This window comes from Virgibacillus sp. NKC19-16, from assembly GCF_021560035.1.
Classification (GTDB): Bacteria; Bacillota; Bacilli; order Bacillales; family Amphibacillaceae; genus Virgibacillus_L; species Virgibacillus_L salidurans.
The window spans coordinates 3,397,147-3,418,468 of sequence record NZ_CP074373.1 but is presented as its reverse complement, the minus strand read 5'-3'; the positions used below and the strand labels follow the sequence as shown (position 1 = coordinate 3,418,468).

At 39.3% G+C, this 21,322-nt stretch carries 23 protein-coding genes; 16 read left to right on the top strand and 7 right to left on the bottom strand.

The annotated features are described in order from the left end of the window. Nucleotides 1–169: 169 nt before the first annotated feature. Entirely contained in the window at nt 170–766 is a 597-nt protein-coding gene (locus tag KFZ58_RS17030; RefSeq protein WP_235792474.1) for a TetR/AcrR family transcriptional regulator, read from the bottom strand. A 215-nt stretch (nt 767–981) separates the two neighbouring features. On the opposite strand from KFZ58_RS17030, the gene KFZ58_RS17025 reads away from it, so the two are divergent. The 4 genes from KFZ58_RS17025 (at nt 982) to KFZ58_RS17010 (ending at nt 3,956) form a co-directional block, all read left to right on the top strand. Next, nucleotides 982–1,296: a DMT family transporter gene (locus KFZ58_RS17025; RefSeq protein ID WP_235792473.1), complete on the top strand. Its 315-nt coding sequence runs from the start codon at nt 982–984 to the stop codon at nt 1,294–1,296. Nucleotides 1,297–1,327: 31 nt separating this feature from the next. Then, nucleotides 1,328–1,675 carry a DMT family transporter gene (locus tag KFZ58_RS17020; RefSeq protein WP_235792472.1) on the top strand — a complete coding sequence of 116 codons (348 nt, stop codon included), beginning with the start codon at nt 1,328–1,330 and terminating at the stop codon, nt 1,673–1,675. 230 nt (nt 1,676–1,905) lie between these two features. Next, nucleotides 1,906–2,346, top strand: a complete 441-nt coding sequence (locus KFZ58_RS17015; RefSeq protein ID WP_235792471.1) for an OsmC family protein — start codon at nt 1,906–1,908, stop codon at nt 2,344–2,346. Nucleotides 2,347–2,561: 215 nt separating this feature from the next. Then, nucleotides 2,562–3,956: an L-cystine transporter gene (locus KFZ58_RS17010; RefSeq protein ID WP_235792470.1), complete on the top strand. Its 1,395-nt coding sequence runs from the start codon at nt 2,562–2,564 to the stop codon at nt 3,954–3,956. 38 nt (nt 3,957–3,994) lie between these two features. Here the strand turns inward: KFZ58_RS17010 and KFZ58_RS17005 are convergent, their stop codons facing one another. Further along, nucleotides 3,995–5,797, bottom strand: coding sequence for a DNA ligase D (locus KFZ58_RS17005; protein WP_235792469.1), 1,803 nt, complete (start codon nt 5,795–5,797; stop codon nt 3,995–3,997). Between the two features lie 109 nt (nt 5,798–5,906). Between KFZ58_RS17005 and ku the strand changes: the two genes are divergently transcribed. From ku to KFZ58_RS16970, 6 genes are all read left to right on the top strand, one after another. Further along, nucleotides 5,907–6,752, top strand: a complete 846-nt coding sequence (gene ku, locus KFZ58_RS17000; RefSeq protein WP_235792468.1) for a non-homologous end joining protein Ku — start codon at nt 5,907–5,909, stop codon at nt 6,750–6,752. Nucleotides 6,753–7,164: 412 nt separating this feature from the next. Next, entirely contained in the window at nt 7,165–8,184 is a 1,020-nt protein-coding gene (locus KFZ58_RS16995) for an acyltransferase family protein (protein WP_235792467.1), read from the top strand. A gap of 17 nt (nt 8,185–8,201) precedes the next feature. After that, nucleotides 8,202–9,032, top strand: a complete 831-nt coding sequence (locus KFZ58_RS16990) for a sugar nucleotide-binding protein (RefSeq protein ID WP_235792466.1) — start codon at nt 8,202–8,204, stop codon at nt 9,030–9,032. Between the two features lie 334 nt (nt 9,033–9,366). Next, the gene (locus KFZ58_RS16985) at nt 9,367–9,654 is read left to right on the top strand and encodes a hypothetical protein (RefSeq protein WP_235792465.1); all 288 of its coding nucleotides are present in this window, start codon (nt 9,367–9,369) and stop codon (nt 9,652–9,654) included. 343 nt (nt 9,655–9,997) lie between these two features. Then, nucleotides 9,998–10,555 (top strand): nucleoside/nucleotide kinase family protein, encoded by a 558-nt coding sequence (locus KFZ58_RS16975; RefSeq protein WP_235792463.1) that lies wholly within the window; start codon nt 9,998–10,000, stop codon nt 10,553–10,555. A 389-nt stretch (nt 10,556–10,944) separates the two neighbouring features. After that, a complete protein-coding gene (locus KFZ58_RS16970) occupies nt 10,945–11,226 on the top strand; it encodes a biotin/lipoyl attachment domain-containing protein (RefSeq protein WP_235792462.1) in 282 nt (93 codons plus the stop codon). A 195-nt stretch (nt 11,227–11,421) separates the two neighbouring features. Here the strand turns inward: KFZ58_RS16970 and KFZ58_RS16965 are convergent, their stop codons facing one another. Next, the gene (locus KFZ58_RS16965; protein WP_235792461.1) at nt 11,422–12,771 is read right to left on the bottom strand and encodes a YjiH family protein; all 1,350 of its coding nucleotides are present in this window, start codon (nt 12,769–12,771) and stop codon (nt 11,422–11,424) included. A 177-nt stretch (nt 12,772–12,948) separates the two neighbouring features. On the opposite strand from KFZ58_RS16965, the gene KFZ58_RS16960 reads away from it, so the two are divergent. The 5 genes from KFZ58_RS16960 to KFZ58_RS16940 all read left to right on the top strand — a co-directional run bounded on the left by KFZ58_RS16960 (nt 12,949) and on the right by KFZ58_RS16940 (nt 16,067). Further along, nucleotides 12,949–14,592: an ABC1 kinase family protein gene (locus KFZ58_RS16960; protein WP_235792460.1), complete on the top strand. Its 1,644-nt coding sequence runs from the start codon at nt 12,949–12,951 to the stop codon at nt 14,590–14,592. A gap of 13 nt (nt 14,593–14,605) precedes the next feature. Beyond that, on the top strand, nt 14,606–14,905 hold the full coding sequence (locus tag KFZ58_RS16955; RefSeq protein ID WP_235792459.1) for a phasin family protein: 300 nt from the start codon (nt 14,606–14,608) through the stop codon (nt 14,903–14,905). Between the two features lie 229 nt (nt 14,906–15,134). Further along, nucleotides 15,135–15,278 (top strand): hypothetical protein, encoded by a 144-nt coding sequence (locus tag KFZ58_RS16950; protein WP_235792458.1) that lies wholly within the window; start codon nt 15,135–15,137, stop codon nt 15,276–15,278. A 123-nt stretch (nt 15,279–15,401) separates the two neighbouring features. Next, on the top strand, nt 15,402–15,683 hold the full coding sequence (locus KFZ58_RS16945) for a YwdI family protein (protein WP_235792457.1): 282 nt from the start codon (nt 15,402–15,404) through the stop codon (nt 15,681–15,683). A 12-nt stretch (nt 15,684–15,695) separates the two neighbouring features. Continuing rightward, nucleotides 15,696–16,067, top strand: coding sequence for a DUF423 domain-containing protein (locus KFZ58_RS16940; RefSeq protein ID WP_235792456.1), 372 nt, complete (start codon nt 15,696–15,698; stop codon nt 16,065–16,067). Nucleotides 16,068–16,380: 313 nt separating this feature from the next. Here the strand turns inward: KFZ58_RS16940 and gerQ are convergent, their stop codons facing one another. Together gerQ and hemQ are read right to left on the bottom strand one after the other, a co-directional pair. Further along, the gene (gene gerQ / locus KFZ58_RS16935; RefSeq protein ID WP_235792455.1) at nt 16,381–16,878 is read right to left on the bottom strand and encodes a spore coat protein GerQ; all 498 of its coding nucleotides are present in this window, start codon (nt 16,876–16,878) and stop codon (nt 16,381–16,383) included. Nucleotides 16,879–17,341: 463 nt separating this feature from the next. Then, nucleotides 17,342–18,091, bottom strand: coding sequence for a hydrogen peroxide-dependent heme synthase (gene hemQ, locus KFZ58_RS16930; protein ID WP_235792454.1), 750 nt, complete (start codon nt 18,089–18,091; stop codon nt 17,342–17,344). Between the two features lie 214 nt (nt 18,092–18,305). Here hemQ and pta point away from each other — a divergent pair, with 214 nt between their 5' ends. Beyond that, a complete protein-coding gene (gene pta / locus KFZ58_RS16925; RefSeq protein WP_235792453.1) occupies nt 18,306–19,274 on the top strand; it encodes a phosphate acetyltransferase in 969 nt (322 codons plus the stop codon). Nucleotides 19,275–19,374: 100 nt separating this feature from the next. Here the strand turns inward: pta and KFZ58_RS16920 are convergent, their stop codons facing one another. Both KFZ58_RS16920 and KFZ58_RS16915 read right to left on the bottom strand, forming a co-directional pair. Beyond that, nucleotides 19,375–20,034, bottom strand: a complete 660-nt coding sequence (locus KFZ58_RS16920; protein ID WP_235792452.1) for a hypothetical protein — start codon at nt 20,032–20,034, stop codon at nt 19,375–19,377. A 368-nt stretch (nt 20,035–20,402) separates the two neighbouring features. Further along, nucleotides 20,403–21,254 (bottom strand): lipoate--protein ligase family protein, encoded by an 852-nt coding sequence (locus KFZ58_RS16915; protein WP_235792451.1) that lies wholly within the window; start codon nt 21,252–21,254, stop codon nt 20,403–20,405. Between the last annotated feature and the right edge of the window lie 68 nt (nt 21,255–21,322).

Genomic DNA, 21,322 nt, shown 5'->3' with positions numbered 1-21,322 from the left:
GCAATATCTTCTCTCAGCCCCAAGATCTAAATCGTGAAAAAACATAAAAGTAAAGGTCGATATAATTAGACATGACTAATAGATATCGACCTTTTAATTGTTGTTCTCAATATAACTTCTACTCGGTGGTATTGTGCAGGATTGCATTAATGACTTCCCCGGATTTATTTTAGTTACAAATTTTTCGTAAATACGCTCTAATTTCTTTTTCAATGACGGGATTGTTGTATAAATTATCATAAATAACAGATTCAAATATTAAACCATGAATGAATATTGTTAATGAATTTGCACTATTACCAATATTAATTGAACCATTAATAAACCCATTGCTATCAAGCATTGTTAAAATGTCCTTTGCAAAATTATAGTTTACTTCTCGGAATCTATCCTTTGTTGCGTGGTATTCCGGGTTCATCGTTGCCATGATTGAAAATTTCATCCATATGTCATTCTCCATTTTTTCTTCTTCTGTATTAGCATGAACAATCTGTTTTATCATACGAACTGCGTTTTCAAATCCACCTTGATCTACCTGTATGACCTTTTGCATTCTATCCTCAAATCTTTGATAGATAACATCCATTGCAAACACATATATGTCTTTTTGTTTTGGAAAAAAGTATTGAACAGAACCTAAAGATATACCTGCTTCTTTGGCAATTTCGCGTAATGTCACTTTTTCGAAGCCTGAATGATGAATGATGCTAAACATTGCTTCTACAATTTGATTTTTTCTTTCAGCGTGATCTATTTTTTTAGGCATATGATAACTCCTTTGAACTTTTAAGTCACTTGTATTATAATATATTAAGTCGAATGACTTAGCAAAAGAAAGGCAGACATTTACATGGAAAATGCCTTACTCTATATATTATTATATTTTTTATAAATCGCAATCTTAAATGTAGCTCCTTGGAAAAGTAAGAGAAATGAAGGACTTCAGGCAATTATTAAAATGACAAAAGGGGAGGGATCACGATGAATGCTTATGTATTATTAGCAATATCCATTGTATGCGAAGTCTTTGGAAGTTCCATGCTCAAGGCCACCAACGGATTTAAAAAAGTGCTGCCTTCTCTTGGCGTAATAGTTGGATATGTTTTGGCATTCTATATTTTATCATTATCATTAAAAACATTGCCCCTTGGAATGGCATATGCGATTTGGGCAGGAGTAGGAACAGCACTAACAGCATTAGTTGGAGTTACCATATACAAAGAAAAGTTTAATTTCACAAAGGGCATCGGGTTAATTTTAATTATTGGTGGAGTTGTTTTATTAAATATTAGTTAAATACAATAATGTTGCAGAAAGAGGGAGTTATATGAGGGCTTATATTTATCTAACAATTGCTGTTATTTTTGAGGTTTTTGCTACTTCAATGCTTAAACTGTCAGAAGGATTTACCATTCTACTTCCGTCTATTGGAGTAGTTTTCGGTTATGTACTTTCGTTTTTTTGTTTAGGGTTGTGCCTTCGTGTAATTCCATTGAGTTTGGCTTATGCAATCTGGGCAGGAGCTGGAACAGCGATAACCGCTATAATAGGTGGAGTTGTATGGGGCGAAGTTTTTAGTAATTTAAAGATTCTGGGGATTATATTAATTATAGGCGGAGTTGTTTTATTGAACTCCAGTAAGAATACAGAGAAAGTAAAAGAACCTTCAAGCTAAGGCTCTTTTACTGGCAAACTTAAATCAAACGGTCCTTTTCTGACGTTAAGGGTCTCCTTGCAAATCAGTAAAACAGAGAAATTAGGTCAATAATTTCACAAAAATTAGGATATCCACAAGATAGGCTCCGATCGTATGAATATCGATAATCTCTGGCAGGTCTATTTTTTTCAGGCTATTTTCTTTTTGATTTTCTATTGCTACACTACAATAAACAAGAGGTGATCAAATTGGCAGAAGAGCATTTTCATTTAAAAGCATCATGGCCTGGTGGGAGAAACAGTGAGGGCTATATTGATGCGGGCAATTTGCAGACAAAAATATCTATTCCAACTGAAATGGACGGTCCCGGTGTCGGCACCAACCCGGATGAAATGTTGTTAGGTGCAGCAGCCACTTGTTATATTATTACATTGGCAGCCATGATTGAACGGGCTGATTTACCATTGAATGAGATGTCACTTGAGTCTGAGGGGATTGTCGATGTGACGAATGGTGTATTCACATATAAAAAAATTATTCATAAACCGACAGTGACTCTCAAGGATGGCTCCCAGGAAACAGATTATAAAAAACTTGAAAAACTCGTTGAGAAAGCAGAGAAAAGCTGTATGATTTCCCGTGCGATCCAAGGAAACGTGGAAATCGAACTGCAAGCGAATATTGGATAAAAGTTAGGGCTCTACACATGTATTGTGGTAGGGCCTATTTATTGTAAATTATTTCCTTGACACTTCCCTTAAACCATTATAATATCTTATATTAGTCATACTAATTTTATCGGAATTATATATTATAGAGGAACGATAAAATAGGCTTTGCATATAATAGGTCAATGTTATATGCAAAATATAGGGCTATCCAATTAATACGAGGGGGAAGGGAAATGGATGTCGTTTATATTTTATTGAATATCGCGGTTTTACTAGCAATCATCGGACTACTGATTTGGATGCAGAAACAGCATTTTACATTTACAAAACGCGTATTCACAGGTTTAGGATTGGGGATTGTGCTTGGGGCTGTATTACAGGCAATCTATGGCGCCGGCTCCGATGTACTGGCAGAAACAACAGAATGGTATAGTATTGTCGGCAGTGGCTATATTAGTCTGCTTATGATGATTGTCATTCCACTGGTCATGGTATCAATCATTCAATCTATCATTAATTTGGAAAAAACGGCGGAACTCGGGAAAATGTCTGCATGGATCATTGGTATACTTATAACAACAACCATGGTCGCAGCATTAATCGGTATTGGAACAGCAACAGTATTTGACCTGAGTGCAGAGGAAATTGAAGCAGGGCAACCGGAGGAAGAGCGAGCAACAATGCTTGAGACGACGCTTGGAGATGTGGAAGAGCAATCAACACCACAGCGCATTCTCAACTTCATTCCATCTAACATATTTTTAGATATGACAGGGGAACGCTCTACATCGGTCATTGCCGTTGTGATATTTTCCATGATCGTAGGGATTGCGGTTCTTGGGTTACGTAGAAAAAATCCAGAACAGGCAGAAACGTTCACGAAAATAGTCAATGCTTTTTATGGTGTTGTCATGCGGATTGTAACACTCGTGTTGCGCTTGGCACCATTCGGCATCTTAGCTTTAATGGCAAATACAGTTGCGACGACAGATGTAGCAGGAATCATGGAACTGGGTAAATTTGTAATTGCTTCTTATGTAGCCTTATTTATCATGTTTGTCATTCATTTAGTGCTCGTCGGTGTATTCGGTTTAAATCCAATGACCTATTTGAGAAAAGTAATGCCAATATTAGGATTTGCCTTTACGTCACGCTCAAGCGCTGGAACGATTCCTTTGAATATTCAAGCACAGAAAAGATCGCTTGGTGTTGATGAAGGTACTGCAAACATGTCAGCTTCCTTTGGCGCCACAATGGGTCAAAACGGTTGTGCAGGAATTTACCCGGCGATGCTGGCAGTAATGATTGCACCAACAGTAGGGATAGATCCGCTTTCACTAGAATTTATCATTCCATTGGTGTTAATCATTGGTATTAGTTCATTTGGTATTGCAGGTGTCGGTGGTGGCGCAACATTTGCTGCCTTGATCGTGCTCTCATCCATGAACTTGCCAGTAGCATTAGCGGGTCTGTTAATCTCCATTGAAGCACTCATCGACATGGGACGTACAGCGCTCAATGTTAATGGATCTATGCTTTCTGGAACATTAACATCGCGAATCTTAAAGAGAATTAACAGGAAAACATTTAATGATAAAAATAAAATAGAAGAAAGTGCTTCGTTGTAAGATGGATAGTCGCTCCTGATTGGTTGGGGCGGCTATTTTTAATACCCTCGCACAAGCGAAAGCACCCTTTCCAACCGCTGCTCCATGCCAACATCAAAGTACGTACCAAAAGGACAACCCAACCTCTTTACACGGTCGATCGCATTTTCAATTGTAAATTGCCCTGGATCTAGCCCTTCCTTGACCTCTTCCCAAAACAGCGGAGCAGCAATGGTTGCATCATCTGTCTTCCTGGGGGAATAGGGTGCTATTAGTGTTTTATCTTTTCCATGTTGAAGGTAGTCGATATACAGACGGCCATTTCTATTTTTCTTCATTCGTTCTGTTGTAAACAAGTTCGGATAAGCATTTTCAACCGTCCGGGCAATAGCCTCCGTAAATACACCTGTTTCTTCATATGTCATACTTCCTGTCGGGATTGGAATATGAATTTGCAGGCCTTTATTTCCGGAAGTTTTAACAAATGAAATGAGATCCAAATCATCAAGCAAGGCTTTAATAATCTTGGCTGCCTGTATAGCCAAATCAAATCTATCCCGGTCAGGAGGGTCTAAATCAAAGACAATTTCGCTAGGATCATCATGTTGTACCGTCTGAAACGGAATATGATATTCCACCGCACCGTGATTCGCGAACCACACCAGTGAATCCAGGCCATTACATATAATACGCCTTTCATCATCTATATTAAAACTATCTATAAAAGAAGGTGCATAATCCGGTAAATGTTTTTGAAAAAAATGCTCTTTCTTCACTCCATCAGGGGAACGAATGATAGTGAGAGCACGATCTTTTAAAAAGGGAATCATATATGGCGCGATTTCCCGTATGTAAATAAGCAAATCTCCCTTTGTTAGAGCATCATCCGGCCAAAAAATTTTATCCGTGTTTGTGAGGTCGACTGTAGGTGGAAGCATCGCCATATTGAGCTGCAGTCTTTCAAGTGTACAAGCCGCTGCTTCCATATTCGGCAATAGCTTATCAAATTCCGGCTCACGCAGTTCTTCCTTATATAAATCAAGTGTATGAATCGAGGCACAAATAGCTGGCGGAAGCGAGTAGCCTTCACGTTCTTTTTCTCCTTTTGTGGTAAAAATCTGTTGTAACGTTTGAAACGCTTCTGAATCGAGTCCATGTTTACATTTTCCTATTTCCTTTATAGCATCATTGTCGTAAATACTGACAGTGAAATAATCATTCTCCGGGTTAAAATGGGTAAGAAACCCATGAATCGTTCGCCAATTTTTTATCTTGAACCAATCGCGGTGATCTTTTTCGGATTGATAGGTGCTCGTTTGCCGCTTCGCAATCATCCCTTCCGCTTTGTAGTCAAAAATAATTTTGCCTAATTCATCGGCATCATCATGGGTTTGGATGAAATTGATTCGCCCCTTCACCTCTGTATTGGCCGAAAAATCAGAAATTAACGATTTACGCTTTACCAAGGGATCCTTCCTGCAATCTGATCCTTTATATTGCAATAGATCAAAGACGAGCAAGCTTGCAGGCCTGAATTCAGCTGCCTCCTGAATGGAAGCTTTGTTTTTGAGTCGTCCTCGTTTTTGAATCGAAGCAAAGTCTGCTTGAAAGGCGTTGTTTAAAACGACTAGTTCCCCGTCAAATTGAAGCGGAAGAAAAGGTTTGACCAGCGCTTCATTTTCCCGGCAAAATGCCACAATCTCTGGGAAATTCGCTGTTAAATCTTTATTATTTTTACTCGTAAGACGAATACTTCCATCTTCCCATTGCAAGACACAGCGAAAGCCGTCATATTTTACTTCATATAACCAGTCCTCGCCCCTTGGTTTTTCCGTGCTTGCTATCGGCTTCATCATATCCATGAAAACATCTCCCTTACTCTTTAACATGGCTCAATTTTTATCAAAATAATCGCTGCAGGATAAAAATAATCCATCTCGACAAACTATAGAAAAAAGGAGGTTTTATCACATGCATACGATGTGGAAGGGTACGATCAGCTTTGGGCTTGTCAATATTCCTGTAAAAATGCACGCTGCCACGGAAAATAAAGATGTCAAACTACGACAATTGCATAAAGAATGCGAAACGCCAATTAAATATGAAAAAACCTGTCCGAATTGTGATAAGGAAGTAGGAAATGACGATATCGTTAAAGCATATGAATATGCCAAAAATAAATTTGTGATTTTAGATGAAGAGGAATTGAAAGAATTACAAAAAGAGCAAAAGGATAAAGCAGTAGAGATTGTCGACTTTGTAAAATTAGAGGAAATTGACCCGATCTATTTTGAAAAAAGCTATTATCTGTCACCAAACGAAGGTGGCGGAAATGCCTATGGATTACTGCGGAATTCCCTGAAAGACACCGGGAAAATTGGTGTCGCAAAAATGATGATCCGGTCAAAGGAGCAGCTGGCTGTCATACGCGTTTATGAAAATACATTGGTTGCTGAAACGATTCATTATCCGGATGAAGTCCGTGACGCGGGCGATGTTCCGAATGTACCGGATGAAGTAACGACAGCACAGAAAGAACTCGATACAGCCAAAATGCTGATCGACCAATTGACAGCTGAATTCGACCCGGAAAAATATAAAGATGATTACCGCGCGTCCTTGCTGGAATTAATTGAGGAAAAGAAAAACAACGAAGAGACAACTACCGCAGACGACAAAAGTAAAGAAACGCCGGATAATGTAACCGACCTAATGGGAGCACTTGAAGCCTCATTGGATAAAGCGAAAAAAGACAAGCCAAAACCAAAACAGCCAAAGAAAAAGACAACTACAGCTAAAAAGAAGAAGAAGGCGTGACGAAGCCTGGGGGCGGTTCTTTTGCTTCCTGAAGGGGATGGAAAAGTGTTTCGTCCCGCGGTCGCAGCGGGTTGTTCCGCGTTCAGGGCGCCTCGTTCCGCGCAAGGATCCGTTCGTTCCGCGTTTAGGGCGTCTCATTCCGCGATCAGCACAATTCGTTCCGCGCACGAAACAGTTCGTCCCGCGTTCAGGGCGCCCCGTTCGGCAATAAGAGTTACTCTAGCGCCACCCCGACCTGGAGACAGCACCTAAACCCAATACCTGCAATTCCTTTTACAACACTGCCATAATCTTTTCATTCCATTTACAATCCCCTAACAACTGCCTTAAATCAAGGCGAATTATACGTATTTCCCATTAAAAACGGGTAGAATGGGAAGTACAGCAATGAACGTAAAGGGATGAGAAATAAATGAAAAGGAATCCATTTTTTGATAACGCACGGATATTATTGATTTTCCTCGTTGTATTCGGCCATATGATTCAGCCTTTTGTCGATGGCTCAAGGGGGATGAATACACTTTATATGTGGATTTACACATTCCACATGCCCGCATTTATTTTATTGGCAGGTTTTTTTGCGAAGGGTTTAGGGAACAAAGATTATATCATTAATTTAGCGAAGAAATTAATCATGCCATACATCATTTTTCAATTGTTGTATACGGGATATTATTTCTTAATTGGAAAAGCAGATTGGCAAGCGAGTCTGTTTTATCCGCAATGGGCCCTATGGTTCTTGATTAGCTTGTTCAGTTGGCATATGCTTCTGTATTGGTTTAAAAAAATTCCGGCTGGGCTAAGCGTGATGATTGCAGTGCAAATCGGATTAATAGTAGGTTATTTTGGAGAAATTGGACACACATTTAGCTTATCACGCACGTTTGTATTCTTTCCATTTTTCTTGGTTGGTTATTTTATTACCGAAAGGCAGATCATGCAGGTAAAACAAAAAGGGATAAAAATAGCCTCCGTTCTTGTGATGGTGACACTTGCTGTTGCTATCTATTACCTTCCTGCTATTGATACAGGATGGTTACTGGGTTCCTCGTCATATGCCGAGTTAGGGTTGCCCGCATATGGAGGGATAGCTCGTCTCGGGGTTTATGTGGTTGCAACACTCATGGTTATTAGTATCATGTCTTGGGTTCCTAAATCAAAAACTCGGCTTACCCATATTGGATCGCGAACACTGTATGTCTATTTGCTGCATGGATTTTTCATTCAGTATTTCCGGGAAGCAGATGTATTTGAGATTAATAATGCATTGGATGTAGTGGGTCTTGGTATCATCTCAGCTGTCCTTGTGCTTGTTTTATCAAGCAAACCTCTTCTTGGGATAACACAACCACTTATGGAAGGGAAAGCCACTATAATGAAAAATGCATATAGTGGGAAGACAAGTAAGGAATCAGCGCAAACAAAAGCTTAGGGAAAGGGTAGGTGTTAATGATGAAAGTAGTCGTATTTGGAGCTAGTGGTTATGTAGGAACATCCGTCTATAAATTGCTTGAAAATCAGTCTGATATCGAAGTCGTCGGAACCTATTTGGAAACGAAACCAGTGTTTGATGAGCTGCATAAACTGGATATCAACGAACCGGAATCTTTCTCTGATTTTTTTAAAAAGGAAAATCCGGATGTTGTGATTTGGTCTGTTATGAATGGGCCAAATGAATATGAATTGACCGACCAAGGGCTGCTGCATTTAATAACACATCTCACTCCGGCAACCAAGCTGATTTATATTTCATCTGACTTCGTCTATAGTGACGGAAAAGGGCCATACACGGAGGAGGATTCCTTATCCACATTGCCTGATGATCATATTTACAGTAATTATACGAATGCCAAAGTTAAGGCTGAGCGATTCATTAAAAATGAACTGTCAAACTATATGATTCTAAGAGCCGGACCTGTTTACGGGGAAAATCAAATTGGCAAACTGGACGCGCGAACAGATGAACTTTCTTATCATTTACGTTCCGGCCAACCGATTGCCTTTCGTGGTGATTTAATTAGAACCTTTGTCCACGTAGAAGATTTGGCAAATACCATCGCAGAGCTTGTGCCAAAAGACATTACAGGTATTTACAATACGGGACCTTCTACAAACAAGAGCTTTTACGAATTTATGAGTGGTATGGCAGAACAATTAGGTTATGATGCCAGTCTCGTTGAAAAAGCATCGGAATATGAAGAAGCAGATGAAGAGGTACCGAAAGACACATCGCTTGTTACGGAAAAAATAACGGATATTGTGAACCAGCGATTCAGATAAAACAATTTAACCCCCTTTTTAAAATCGCTGTCTCTTTGAGGCGGCGATTTTGCCTTGCAGATATAAATAGGAAATTTAATCCTCATGATGGGATTTTTCAATAAAAGTAGAAAAACCTTAAATAATGAAATTTTCAGTGGTACAATATGGATATGCAATAATCGTATTTTCTCAAGGAGGATCGGCGCATCCTCGTCGGTTGTAGTGCACGCAATATGCTATAACGGAGGGGTGTTGCCTATGTCTGTTTGAGGCATTGTTTTTTACTGTTTTGCCCCTTTGGATATGATGACTCCAAAGGGTACTTTTACATTAATGGAAAAGGAGTCGGATTTTGATAAAGGAAAATGTTATCGAATTCCTATTTAACGAAAATAAGTATAAAGTCGAGAAATTTGTTATTATGATTTGGTTTTGGCTGGCAGTCTTATATTTAGCTACCGCTTTTCGTGTTTCTCTAACGGTTTTATTTGCATCTGTGTTAATGCTTTTTTTGGCTACGTCTCTAATAAAAATAATGTGGTATAACAAGAAAAAGAATATTCAAACACTAGTTATAGATTGGATAGGGATTTTATTTATGGCTTTCGTATTAATTGCTTGTTTCTATGTTGATTTATAATTTTAAAGTAACGGGCGTAATTAATTTTGGGGCTAATGTTATTTTAAAATTCAAATGTTTTGTGAATTAAGGAGGGATCAAATATGTCCACAGATGTTATAACCATAGCAGCTATATTTTCTATTGTTATATGGATCGGGGTGTCCCGAGAGGCTGTTAAACCTTCAAAAAAGATAAACAGGCGAAGAATGATAACTTTATTGTCTGCAGGATCCTTATCAACGCTAATTATAACTATTTCACTTTTTCAAAACATCTCGTTTTTCCGTTAACACATAAAGAGTAATAATAAATATTGTAATTTGATCGTTAAAAACAAAAAATTGGTATCGGAGGAATTCAAATGTCTTGTACTATTATTTTAATCGGCCCAATTTGTTCTGGTAAAAGTACAGTGGCTGAAGTGCTTTCAAGTAAAACTGGAATTCCCCAACGACCAATGGATGATTTACGATTTGATTATTACAAAGAAATAGGCTTTAGTGAAATAAGGCAAAATGAAATACGCGAAACTTATGGTTATATGGCTATGTATACGTATTGGAAAACGTTTGAAGCACACGCGGTTACGCTGGAGGATTACCCAAATTGTACCCATGATTTCGGTGCCGGCCACTCTGTTTATGAAGACCAACGTTTATTCAAAGAAGTCAAGAGTGCTCTCATTGACTATGAAAATATATTTTTATTGCTGCCAAGTCAAAATGAACAGGAATCCATTAATGTCCTAAACGAAAGACTAAAAGGTGTGACCACTAACAATGATATGTACCAGTTAAATGAGCACTTTGTTAAACATAAGTCTAATAAGTTGCTAGCTAAATATATTGTTTACACAAATGGCAGTTCTCCAGAAGAAATTGCTGATAAAATAATTGAAAAATCTAATATAAACGCTTAGCTTTTGGTTCCAATTAGGCCAACCAGAAAAGACTGGCTGACCTCATAATACGAAGGGCGCAAATCTGGAATAAGACTTGCGCTCTTTTTTTTCGCTACCTTTATATCAAAAACAGATTGATTTTATCTGAATTATATATTGATTGGATTGATCTGAAAAACTATAATAATAATACACAGTAAATATGTGAAGTTTAAAGATTTATATTGACAAAAGTATAATTGCAGGAGTTCTCCGATACTGAGGGAACGAATATTATTAGAGGACTAAAAAAGTAAAATTAAAAATCTTTACCTGATAATACGAATTTATCATAAGACTAGACTAAGACGTTGCAATGACATTTAAATACTTACGGAATCTATCCATAAATAAAGGAGATGAATCTAATGATGGAATATGAAGTGTACCCAAGACGCTGGGGTTACGGACATATTATAACAAGCCCAGTTAAAGGAAGTGTGGAAAGTATTAAAGTCGAATTAGGTGAAAAAGTTCGCGGTCAGCAATTGTTAGCAATTATTCAAGATGAACAGAGAAATATAAAGCGAATTTTGTTTGGGACAACTGGAGTAATTGAGACAGTGGCTGTAAAAGCTGGTGACAAAGTAGTTCGTGGCGATGTTCTACTTTATATAAAGGAAGATGAATTAGTTTGGGAAGAACATTGATGGCTGATAATTTGTCCAAGTGAGAAAACTTTATATGCTTCCAATCAAGAATGCCGGTCTTTCTTTGGTTTGCATTAGCAACACTTCTTGTGATAATCATTAACCAATAAAAATAGACCTCACCTTCGTTTAACAGCTTGGTGAGGTCTATTCCTTATTTTCATCATGTATCTCTGTACTACCAATACCCGCCAATTAAAATATAATATGTGCAATCAATGTAATAATCGGCAATGTAATGATCGTCCGAAGCAAGAATACTACAACGAGATCCTTAAACGAGACAGGGACTTTCGATCCGAGCAACAGTCCACCGACTTCGGACATATAGATTAATTGTGTAACAGATAGGGTAGCGATGATGAATCGTGTGATTTCCGCTTCAATCGATGCGGCGAAAATGGCTGGTAAGAACATATCAGCGAACCCGATTAAAATCGTCTCTGATGCTGCGGCAGCTTCCGGAACCTGCATCAATTCAAGCAGTGGTACGAAAGGCATTCCAAGCCACTGGAACACCGGTGTAAATTCCGCGATAATTAATGCAACTAAACCAAAAGCCATAACAATCGGGGCTACACCCATCCACATATCGAGAATATTTTGTCCGCCTTCTTTAAAGAACTTATAAACACTCGTTTCTTTTCTACCGCGTTCCAGTGCTTTTTCGTAGCCAAATGAAAGTCTCGTATGCTCCTCAGGAATTTCTTCTGAGATCCCATCGGCAGCTTCATTGATATACGTATCAGCCTTCCTAGACAGTGGCGGGATACGAGGCATGATTAATGCAGCCACAAAACCTGCAATCAGAACAGTTAAATAAAACGGAACGAACATATGCGCAAGTCCCACTTCAGAAATAATGACCAGTGAAAATGTGATCGACACGACAGAAAACGTTGTACCAATAACAGCGGCTTCCCGTTTCGTATAATAACCTGTCTCATATTGCTTACTTGACAGTAGCACCCCAATTGTCCCATCACCGATCCATGAAGCTAAGGAATCAATCGATGCACGGCCTGGAAGTTTAAATAAAGGACGCATAATCTTCGTCATCAATGTTCCGAATAATTCCAGCAAACCGAAATTCATTAATAAGGGTAAAAACAGGCCCGCAAATAAAAAGACAGCGAATAATACATGCAGCAAGTCATCCAGTAGCATTTGCCCGGTGTCCGGACCATGAACTGCTTCCGGCCCTAATCGGAAGAAGACCATAATGGCAAATATCCCTGCAAGGACTCTTGTAATGGTCCAAAACCAGCCTGTATAAAAAAGACTTTGGAAAAATGGTGTTTTAGCAAACGCGTTAGGTCCTATAAATTTGGCAATCATTGTCATCACTGCTGTAAAAACGATAATAATCATCATAATGGCAGATAGCTGACCGGCTAAAAGCTCTTGCACCCAAGTTGCTAAAACGGCGATTGGTATCGTAAATCCATCATCTGTTGGTACAGGTGTCATAAACAAGAAGATACCAAGTAATGATGGGATGATAAATTTTAAATGATCGATTAATTTGTATTTATTTTCCCCCATAAAAATAGCCACCTTATAAAATAATTCTTTTTCTCATTATAAGTGAATATATGCAAATGTCCAGGGGTAAATGAATAATTATACATAGCAGAGTCGAGTTCGCATAGAATAACAGAGTGTAGTAAACTGTGATTAACCTAATACATATTTGGGTATAGTTTAGATGAGGTGTTAATCTTGAAAGGCTCCCTTAAATATAATTTTATCTATCGCTATACCGTCATCGTTTGGATGGTTATTAAATTTATCTTTAAAATTTACTTCTTCCTTTTTCGCCATAGTGTATGGGATAGTAAAACGCAAAAAAAATGGAATGATCTATTAGTAAATATGGCAAAGGAATATCGGATTAAAGCAGTAAGTCTTGGTGGTGTATTGGTAAAGGTTGGTCAGTTTCTAACTACAAGAACGGACATTATGCCAGATGTTTTTATCAAAGAGCTTTCTGGTTTAGTTGACCAGGTAAAACCAATGTCATTCGATTATGCCAAATCACTCATGGAAGAAGAGTGGGGGGCGGCCATTGATGAACATCTACTGGAAATTAATGAATCTTCCATCGCTTCTGCCTCGATTGGAGAAGTTTATCAGGGAAAATTAAAAGATGGAACTCCAGTTGCTGTAAAAGTGCAACGGTACCGTATACAGGAAATTTTTCGAAAAGATTTCATTGCATTACGAATGGTATTTTGGATTATAGCTAAGTTTACTTCATTTGGTAAAAATGCAGATATGAAAGCACTTTTTCACGAAATTGTCCGTGTCATGGATCGTGAGTTGGATTTTGAGCAGGAGCTGGAATTCGGAAAGTATTTCAGGGAACGCTATCAAGATGATGACTATGTACATATCCCTGCTTTTCATGAAGATTTAACCACAACGAAAGTACTCGTAATGGAATGGATGGATGGAGCAAAAATAACAGATCTGGAATATATTAAGGAACATGATATTAATGTAGAGGAAACAACGAAGACGCTGTTTGATTTTTATATCGATCAATTTCTGAACCCGGGTAATTTTCATGCGGATCCACATAGCGGGAATATTTTAGTACAGCAGGATGGAACAATTGCAATTATTGATTTTGGTATGGTGGGTGAATTAAGTAAACAAGATACACATAATTTTAAAATGTTTGTTCAGGGTTTTATCATAGATGATTATGATATCATCATCGATGCACTGGAAGAGATGAATTTCCTGCTGCCGGATGCAGATAGGAAGCAACTTAAAAAAAACCTGAAACAAGCGGTTGAAATGTATGAGAGCGGATCTTTTAAGGACTTAGACGCTGATGCAATGGCAAAAATTAAAAATGAGGTTCGTCATTTCGTCAAAGAAGAGCCCATTCAATTGCCTGCAGATTATGCCTATTACGGCAGGGCAGTTTCCATTGTGGTTGGGATATTATTCACGGTTTATCCGGACATGGATATTGAAGAATGGGCAAAACCAAAGATTAAGCAATGGTTTGGTACGCGAAACATCCTTGAATCGATCTATAAACAGAAAGCAAAAGACTTGGCAAAGCCTATTTTATCCATGCCAAATGCATTGCTTTCTTTCCTGGAAAGCGGGGAAAAGGATAGGCAGTGGGATAAAGAGAAGCATCATACTCAACTGAAGCATCACTTTTATTTACTTTTAGAGGTCATTAGTTTTATCATGATAGTAGTAGGAATTGGATTAGCGGTTTATGCTAGCATCTTCAATTCAATGACCATTAGCATAATCGCAATTGTGCTCATAGCTTTATTTACAACTACAACAAGTATACTCTTGTTTAAACATTTTCGAATGATCCGATCCAGAAAGTGAGGGAGGTGTTAGGATGGCTGATACATTAAAAAAAGGATTTCTACTCGGAATTGGTGCTGCAGTTAGCGGGAAAGAAAAACTGGATAGTAAGCTCAGTGAACTAGTTGAAAAAAATGAATTAACATCAGAGCAGGCAAGAACAGTGATGAATAATTTTATTGAAAAAGGCGAAATGAAGAAAGACGAATGGAGCACCAAGCAATTTGAGCAAACACAAGGAATGGCGAAAGATTTCGGGCTAGCGACAAAAGAAGATATCAATGAACTAAGAGCCAGAATTACCGAGCTTGAAGCAAAACTTGAGGATCAATAAATAGATGAAAAGCGGAGGACCCCGTTGATGGGTTTTTCGCTTTTTTTGCTTTTCTATGTAAGAGAAATGATGGAAGTTTGTCACATCAGGCAAAGTTTGTTTGTCAAATAAAGTATTTTTCTGTAAATTCTTATTAATTTCACATTTAATATTGATTCTTCTAATGAATCACGGTATAATAATGCTAGAAATATCCAATTACGTCAGTTTAAGGGGGTTCTCAGGCGCTATGAAGAGCTTTTTGGAGGTATGTGAGGATACAAGAGAGAAACTCAATCGGCAATTGCAAGAAAACGAGGTAGAATTTTTGCGATGGATGTATGACCGTTATACGAAGGAACAAGAGAAAAAGCTTGAGTTTACAAGACAATAGCGTAAGAGACGTAATGAAAAATAAATGATACATAGGGGGGTCTTGGAAATTTCCAAGGCTTTTTGCATGTGTAGAATGATGGTATAATAATGTGAGAGTATGTGAAATAGGGAGCGATCGTACATGGAGGTAGGAAATAATACTGTAATTCAGAAGATGATCACTGAATTAAATCACGCAAAGGAGCAGCATAATCAGGATAAAATGATCAAGCATATTGAAAATGTTCGTTTATTATGCGATCTTTTTTTAGAGGAAGACTCTCCTTCTACAGGTAATAAAGAGGCTATATCAGCTGAAGAAATGAAGGCAATGCTTGGCAAACAATCAAGCGAAAATAAACAAAGGACATCAACGAAAATGGACCATGACGTGGCAAATGGAGACTCAATTTTTGATTTTTAGGAGTGTATGTAAATGACAAAGGTTTTTCTGATACTTGGTGTAATAAATGGATTTTTAGCTGTGGCACTCGGTGCATTCGGCGCACATGGTTTAGAGGGAAGGGTGTCTGCGAATGCATTAAAAACATGGGATAAAGCTGTGAATTATCAAATGTTTCACACCATGGCACTTCTCATAACAGGCCTCCTTTTAGCGAAATTCACCAGTGGAGGAGCTGTTTGGGCAGGTTGGATGTTCTTTGCGGGGATTATTTTATTCTCAGGAAGTCTCTATATCTATTCCACGACTGCGATCAAGACATTTGCTATGATTACCCCAATTGGTGGTTTAGCATTTTTAATCGGGTGGGTTTTACTTGGAATAGCTTTGTTAAGACATCTATAGCTGGAAAAATAGGACAGTGGTAAACATGATGACCATTACCCCGCGAATAAGCTGTTTTGCGGCTTGCGCTGTTCGGTGTGAATACCACGCTATGAGCGCATCACAAAATAGGCTGAGTGAAAGCACAAAGAAGCACATCAATATAACCAGCGCAGCGCCTTGAAAGAGAGCAAATACACCGACTAAGATGACAAATGTAAGGCAGATGATTTCGATGCGGATGAATTTTTCATAAGGATGTCGCATGTAATCGCCCTTTCTAAGATGGTGAAAAAGGATGACACAGTAATTTTTGTGTCATCCTTATTTGCTATTATCTTGGTGGGAAATTCGCCAACTGGCCGTTTCCGCCATATGGGTAGGCATAATTAATTTCGCCATCAAATACGACATAGTCAAGGTAGACCATTAGAAGCAGGTAACGCCTGCCTGATTGTGGATCACTTAATATGAGGTGATCTCTTCCTGCCGCTTCAATAACCCCTTCAAAAATTTGCGCATTCCACTGGTCATTATTTTCAAACGTCATGTAAACCGTAACATGCTCACCTTGGTTTAGTCGCAAAATGTTTTCAATGTAAGATTGCTGAATTGGAAGCATGCCGCCTTCCCCAGCTTGTTGTTGTGCTTGTTGTGCCTGCTGCGCTTGTTGCATTTGTTGTTGCTGTTGCTGTTGTGGTGGTGCGGTTTCCTGTCTATAGTACGCCGGGTACGGATAGTACGCGGGTGATGCTTGAGGGTAATAATAGTAAGGGTAAGGCTGGTAGGGATTTTGAAACTGTTGATTTGAATTGTTTTCATCTTGACTCATGAAAAAACCTCCTTCATATAATTCATTAATATACGGAAAGGGCATTCCGGTAAATTCGGTGAGAAAAAGCATTATGATTTATATCTGCCGGTGTTCACCTGACCAAATCACTGCGCTCATTTCTGCTTGAATCTCAAGTGCTAATGCTCACTAATTATACGTATGCGAATGCCCAGTAAATAATGACAAATAAAAAAAGGACTTTCTGCATTAATTTATACAGAAAGCCCTTAGGAAGCACACGGGCGGTTCTCTTGCTCCCTTGATAAAATTGAGGGGGCGCGATAAGTTCAACGAATCGCTGATAAATGGCCTGTGACCGCAGGACAAAACGTCGCGAACGCGGAATGAAGCACTTCGACAGCGGGACAAAGCGTCCTGAGCGCTGGACGAGGCTACTCCACCGCGGAACAAATCCACCCGACCGCGGGACAAAACCTCCGGTCAAACCCCTGCTCAGGCACTACACGCTCAAATAATCTGCTACATCTTCCCTCGGCAACCTATTCCCAACGAAGAATTCTCCAAATTCACCATAGCGAGAGCTCACTTCATCAAAACGCATTTCATAAACGATTTTCTTAAATTGCAATGGGTCATGGGCAAATAATGTAACGCCCCATTCCCAGTCATCCAGGCCAATGGATCCGGTAATAATTTGTTTTACCTTCCCAGCATATTTACGGCCGGTTTTGCTATGTTCATAAAGCAGTTTCCCGCGATCTCCTTTTTCCAATGTATACCAATTTTCATCACCAGTGCGGCGCCTGTCCATTGGGTAGAAGCAAATATGCTCCCATTTTGGAAGAATTGGTTTCAACCGTTCTTGTGTTTCCGGCAATGTCTCCGGATCAACCCCGTCTTTTTGCGGACGGTACTTGGCAAGCTCCACCACAGATACATAGGAATGCGTGGGGATTAGAAACTCCGCAAGTTTTGATTTATTGAATTCTGTTTCAATGTCTGTTAACTCGTCCATCGTCGGGCGCAGGAACATGAAGATTAAGTCAGCTTTCTGCCCCACGATCTTATAAAGCACATGGCTTCCTTTCTTCTCTTCTTCAACTGCGTCCCACTTCGCAAGCAGTTTGTCAAAGCCATCAATTGCTTCCTTGCGTTCTTCTTCTGATGCTAATTTCCATGAATTCCAATCTATACTACGCAGATCATGCAGGCTATACCAGCCGTCCATGGTTTCTACTGCTTCAACCATTATAAATCGCTCCTTTTTAATTAAAAATACTTCTCCCATCGTTAGTCTATCATAAATGGGGCAACCTAATCTTATACAATGTTTCCAATAAACTTATGAAAACGCTATTTGTCATTAGACTGTCAAAAATGCCAGTCTGACAAAGGGCATTGCTTTAAATCGCGTATGAAATCAGCTATTATTTAAGTATAGACAAGCAGGAGGTTTTTTAAAAATGAGTACATTATTTGATCAATTAAAAGACAAAGTAGCAACAGAAAATAAATCGATTGTTTTTCCAGAAGGATTGGATGAGCGTATTTTAACTGCAGCAAGCCAATTAAGCGCAGCAGGGATTTTAACACCTATTTTAATTGGGGAGAAAGCGAGCATAAAACAAAAAGCCGGGGAGATTGCTGTGGACGTGTCTTCCTGTAAGATATTGGATCCTAAGGAATTTGCAGAATTTGACTTGATGGTTGAGACGTTTGTGGAAAGACGCAAAGGGAAAGCGACAGAAGAAGATGCTAGAAAAATGTTGCTTGACGGGAATTATTTCGGTACTATGCTCGTTTATATGAATCAGGCAGACGGCTTGGTGAGCGGTGCAACACATTCTACAGCTGACACGGTCCGCCCGGCACTCCAAATCATTAAAACGAAAGAAGGCATCAAGAAAACATCCGGTGTATTCGTGATGGTTCGTGACGATGAAAAATATGTCTTTGCTGATTGTGCCATCAATATGGCGCCGGAAGCTCAAGATCTTGCTGAAATAGCGGTAGAGAGCGCCGTAACCGCTGATTTATTTGATGTCGATCCACGCATCGCCATGCTAAGCTTTTCAACAAAAGGCTCTGCAAAATCAGAGGAAACGGAAAAAGTTACGGAAGCATTACAAATTGCCAAGGAAAAAAATCCATCCCTTGTGATTGATGGAGAATTCCAATTTGATGCCGCAATTGTCCCAAGCGTCGCAGAAAAGAAAGCCCCGGATTCTGTACTGAATGGGGATGCAAATACGTTTATTTTTCCTAGTCTAGAAGCTGGAAATATTGGCTATAAAATTGCACAACGTTTAGGTGGATTTGAAGCGGTTGGCCCGGTCCTGCAGGGATTGAACAAACCGGTGAATGATCTCTCACGTGGCTGCAGTGCAGATGATGTGTTTAAATTGGCGCTGATAACAGCGGCTCAAGCTTAAGTAATGCATATATGAAAAGTCTGCAAAGGAGTTGGAACGGCTCTTTGCAGGCTTTTTTATGTGGCAGAAATATCTTTATCCGGTTTTCGATCTGCTTCTGTTAACCTCTAGCCCGACTTCTATTCTTTTCGTCCTGCTCCTGGGTGTAATCATTTTCCTCTTCACTTTCATTCGTCTCTTCATGATCTGATTCAGGCCTTGTATGATCCCTGCGTTCCTGTTGATCTTTATCCCGACTCTTAATTGTTTCTTCTTGTTCCTCCGTATAGCCTTTTTTTACACTTCCAAGAGGCTCTTCCTCCATTTCTTCTTTAATAAAGTCCGTTCGTTCTCCATACCTAATCAGGTCAAATATCGCTCTTCCGTTTGTCGGTTGTCCATCCGGCAAGTAAACAGGGATCAAATCAAAAAAGATGTAGTAAAATATATAATACATGAATGTGTCCCAGAACATATTGCTTGGAAGGATGTCTTGTGCCAATAGTGTATTAATAAATGCACCGAGAAGTAACGGACCTAAAATAGGGGAGATATAAATAATACCATGCCAAAATCGATTGCTTGGGTGCAATTCATCATATTTCATCCAGCTATACATAAAGAAATAGCGGCGAACTTCTATCGTGGGCAACGTAAAAAGTACAGGGCCACTCCCTACAGTAAGCTTTTTATTCTTTGCCCCAAGCAGGGTGGCTGCAAAGTAGTATCCGCCTTCACGAATCACAGCTGTAATCGGCAAAATAATTAGGGCTGCCATCACTAACCGCACTACGTCAAATAATCCAAACAATATGATCCCTTCTTTCTTTTGGGCTCGTATTTTCGTTTCGCTACTTAGCGTTAAGAAACTTGTCCGAAAAGAAAAGCATGACTCTATTGATACGCATAATTAAACTCCTTACTACTGGAATATATATCCTTTATCATGCTGGCTTAAACGTCCTTAATTCATTTTTTTAGTGTGCATGATTGAGGTTACGCTTTTGACGGCTTAGCAAGATCCCTTATGTATCATCCAGATTTTTTTAGCTCGGATAGCTGTTGTTCTTCAACCTTTCCACCCTCCATGTGACATGAAAGACCTCCGCTTTCTTAAGATATAACGTCACCCGATCCGCACCAATGGTACTATTGCATCCCCGCAATACGCTCATTCCGCTTCTTCATTTGCTCCAGCCGCTTTTCAAATACGATAAGCTCCTCCACCGAAAAATCTGTCGTAACAAGCTCATCACTAAAATCCTCCAAAGCATGATATACACGATTTTTCATATCTTTCACCGTCATTGGTTCTCCCAATAATTCCGATAGGGAAGCCATGACTTCCGGCTTCACGGTTGGATAATCAAATTTTGTCTCTTCATCTCGCTTACTTACAGCATAAAATTCTCGAATTAAGGCAGCGCGCTCGAAGCTGTTGCCTTCCACATCCAAATAGATTTGGATCGCGGCACCGTCTTTGACACGACGCTGAGAGATGCCGGCAAATTTTCTTCCGTGAATACTTAAATCATAATCCCCCGGGCAATAGGAGCCGACGATTTCATAGGCTTCAATCTCATTCGTTACGTCACGCAGCATGTATTTTACGAAGCTGACCATCGCTTCATAACAGTCATAAATGGAAATATGTTTAACGCCTGGTAAAATAAGTGAAATATTTAATACACCACCGTCCAGCGCAACTGCAAGACCGCCGGAATTCCGTACCACCACATGATATCCCCGCTCGCTTAGCAATTTGACACCATCTTCAATATAGGGAAGGCGCGCGTCAGGTATCCCAAGGACAATGGTGTCAGGGTGGACCCACAGGCGGATGGCAGGTGGAGTCTTTTCATCACTAACCGACAGTGACAAAGCGTCATCTATCGCAAAAGATGTTAACGCCGTGTAGGGCTCGTGATGAAATGTATGTTTATCTGCGTGATCAAGGTATCGAAATGTTGTATGGCTAATGATTTCTTTCCAGTTTTTCATAATTTACTCCTTGCATTTCCTTTTTTCATTCGCCCATCTATTATATACTAAACATAAAGGTATAGTAA